The following is a 3,344-nucleotide window of genomic DNA, read 5'->3' as shown; positions in this document are numbered from 1 at the left end:
CCATAACAAGGCGCTGCAGGGCGACGGCTTACTTTGTGCACTTTATTGCGCGGTCGCTTCGCTCCCATTTTTGCGCAATCAAGCGCACAAAGTAAGCCGCCCCTGAGCGCGGCGTTATGTGCGCAAGGTAGCGAGTCATGGAAAAAGTAAAATCAAAGGAAGTGGTCTTTGTGAGCTTTGACTCAGAAAGTTCTTGGGCAGCATATGAGATGCTATTTAGCGTTGGGAAGAAACTAAATAATCCCGTCAAATTTCAAGCTAATTGCATTTGGAAATCTGAGCTAGTACCACCAATATTTTCCGCGTTGCGTGCTAGTTTTGTTTCGAAAACTGAAGCACAGTCTGCTCTAGCTTCGGCCGTAGAGGAGTATGGTGGTCTTTTACATGCGAGCAACCCTAATCTGTTGGAGCGACTCAAGAATGAGTTCGGGTATCAAAGCACATAACAAGTTGCGGCAGACCGACGTCTTACTTTGCGCACTTTTTGCGCAGTCGCTACGCTCCTATTTTGCGCAAAAAATACACAAAGTAAGCCGCCGCTGCGCAAGGCGTTAGTGTTTTTTAGCGCGGTGGCATTTGGGTTTTGGTTTTCGGAAAGTCCGGTGTATTAAACGGTGGTTCCGATACGCGGTGTGGCCAGAATTGGCAACGTGAAATCGTGGCTCCAATATTGGGCATCGGAGAGTCGGCTTCTGAACATTTGCGGGCAACTCTATTTGTGCCGTGCCGCAAAAGGCTAAACGTCGGCTTCGCCCACGATTTTGGTGGAGCGGAAAGTGTGTGCCAAGTTGGCGGCACCGCACCGAGGTTTTTTCGGGTATTGTAGGGGCTAAACCATTCGTTCTTAAGAGTGGTTACGTCATACAAAAGTGTACAAAATACAGTCGAGTAGTGGCCGGAAACACTAACAAGCAGCGGCAGAACGACAGCCAACGCTACGCACTTTTTGCGTTACTCGCTGGCGCTCAAACATTAACACAAAAATTGCTCCGCGCTGGCTGCGCCTGCGCTGGGCGTTATGAGTAGTGCCAATGATTACACTAAGAGAATTCCATCCAAGTGATTTAGATGCACTTGTTAGAATGCTGAATAACGAGAATGTCACACGATATCTTTCATCGCGTATACCTTTTCCCTATTCGAAAAGCGATGCGGATTGGTGGATTTCTAAAGGGAGTAAAGAAGGTTTCGTTAAGGCAATCTCAGTAGACGATAATCTCATCGGATGTGTCGGGGCGGAACCCGGCCGCTTTGAAGAATCAAGAACTGCAGAAATAGGCTATTGGATCGGTGAGTCATACTGGCGTGCTGGGTATGCAACGAAGGCGGTTCAACAATTGACCGCTACCTTATTCTCCACTACTGATATTGTCCGTGTTTTCGCACCAGTGTTTAGTCCCAATCTGGCATCAATGCGAGTTTTGGAAAAGTGCGGGTATGAACTAGAAGGTATATTTCAAAAAGGGTGCTATAAAAACGGTCAGTACTATGACAAGCACATTTTCGCCAAGGTTCGCTCATAACAATCAGCGGCAGAGCGACAGCCAACGCTACGCACCTTTTGTGTTACTCGCTGGCGCTCAAACATTAACACAAAAAGTGCTCCGCGCTGGCTGCGCCTGCGCTGGGCGTTATGGTGCCGGTCGGTAAAAATAGGTTTTTGTGGTGCTGCAAGGTTTGCGCATTATTTTGGCATACAGCATTTCGCGTTTTGCCAGGACACATTCAAGCAGTTTCGTTCCTAGAGTGTTCGCTCTGGTTCGGTAGGATAGGGTAGTCCGCTGCAGTATTGTCGCGTGCCGGTAAGATAATTATAGGTCGGGGAAAGTACGTTATTCTTTCCTCTTTCAAGTGGGCGGTGGCCAGCCAAGTCGTGGCTGGCAAAGTGCCGGAAAGCGAGCGCGGAGTGCGGCATACCATAACAAGGCGCTGCAGGGCGACGGCTTACTTTGTGCACTTTATTGCGCGGTCGCTTCGCTCCCATTTTTGCGCAATCAAGCGCACAAAGTAAGCCGCCCCTGAGCGCGGCGTTAAGGTTTCAGATGTATCAGTGCCCAAAATGTAAAAGCAATGCATTTAGTTTCTGGGAAAAGATGCGGGCAACCAGGTTATTCCCAACGTCATGTGGAAATTGCGGTTGCAATTGTTATATACCCGTAAAGTATGGATTCTTAGCGCTGCTGTTTATGCTCGTGCCATTCTGGGGCGTAGTAGTAGCTGCTTACATATTGAAGGCAAATTTCGCTTTATGGGTACTAGTGCCTTTGTTGGTTGCGGTTTTCGTATTGTATGTAACGCGGTCGCCACTACAGTGCAGTTGCTAAACCTTAACAATGCCAGGCAGTAAAGCTCCGGGCCTTCGGCCCTCCGCGGGACAGCTTACCTTGTGCACGTTTTGCGCAGGTCGCTACGCTCCCATTATTGCGCAAATCGCGCACAAGGTAAGCTGCCCCTGCTGGCGGCGTTATGGTGCCGGTCGGTAAAAATTAATATCTGTGCCGCTCAAATTTTTGCGTACAGTTTTAGTTTCCGGTATTTGGCAATGTGCCACGGCACATTCAAGCAGGTTCGTTCCTATAGCGTTCGCTTGGGTTCGGTAAAGTAGGCAATTCCGCTGCAGTATGGTGGAGTGCCATTAAGATAAAAATAGGTTGAGGAAAGCGCGGTATTCTTTCCTCGTAATATTCGGGCGGTGGCCAGCCAAGCCGTGGCTGGCAAAGTGCTGGTAGTTGGTCCGGAGCGCGTCAGCCATAACCAGGCTAGGCAGGCTCGCCCATCCCCTTCGGGGCTGGGCTGGACGTCCAACGCTACGCGTCGGCCGCCCCTGCTAGCAACGTTATGCGCTTTAGGAGAGTTTCGTGAGATACATCGATGTTGAATGGATTCAAGATTCTGAAGATTACCCAAATCGATTAGTATCAGAAATCGCTGATGATAACTTCGAGACGCGTAAGCTAGAATTCTTCGCAAATGGTAGCGTGGGATATGCATCCGAAAAAGGTTCAACAAAAGATACAGAGCTAGGTACTTGTGAAGTACCAAGCTTAGGAGAAATAAACTCACAAGATGAATTCTCTGGTCAATCGATAACCAGAGACGAATTCGAAAAAATGTGGCAAAAGTATGTGCATGGAATCGCATAACAAGGCGCAGCAACTGACCTCCGGCCATTGTCACCTTTTTATGCCTTCGGCAAAAAAGGCGCCAATAGCCTCCGGCGGCTGTGCGCGGCGTTATGGTGCCGGGCTGTTAAATTTGTGGCGTGTGCCAGCGTGTAATTGAAAGCACTGTTTTGGCCCGCAGTATTTGGCTATTTGCCATGATAAAATCAAGCAGTTTCGTTC

General features: G+C 49.0%; 3 protein-coding genes. All 3 read left to right on the top strand.

Translation table 11 applies throughout. From position 1 onward, the window contains the following. Window positions 1-137: 137 nt before the first annotated feature. The 3 genes from LC093_RS20045 to LC093_RS20035 all read left to right on the top strand — a co-directional run bounded on the left by LC093_RS20045 (window position 138) and on the right by LC093_RS20035 (window position 3,143). On the top strand, window positions 138-446 hold the full coding sequence (locus LC093_RS20045; protein ID WP_226669226.1) for a hypothetical protein: 309 nt from the start codon (window positions 138-140) through the stop codon (window positions 444-446). A gap of 585 nt (window positions 447-1,031) precedes the next feature. Continuing rightward, window positions 1,032-1,523 carry a GNAT family N-acetyltransferase gene (locus tag LC093_RS20040; RefSeq protein WP_226669223.1) on the top strand — a complete coding sequence of 164 codons (492 nt, stop codon included), beginning with the start codon at window positions 1,032-1,034 and terminating at the stop codon, window positions 1,521-1,523. Between the two features lie 1,335 nt (window positions 1,524-2,858). Then, window positions 2,859-3,143, top strand: coding sequence for a DUF6881 domain-containing protein (locus LC093_RS20035; RefSeq protein ID WP_226669220.1), 285 nt, complete (start codon window positions 2,859-2,861; stop codon window positions 3,141-3,143). The last annotated feature ends 201 nt before the right edge of the window (window positions 3,144-3,344 follow it).

Source organism: Microbulbifer aggregans, assembly GCF_020524005.1.
Lineage (GTDB): Bacteria > Pseudomonadota > Gammaproteobacteria > Pseudomonadales > Cellvibrionaceae > Microbulbifer > Microbulbifer aggregans_A.
This window is presented reverse-complemented; position numbering and strand designations above follow the sequence as displayed.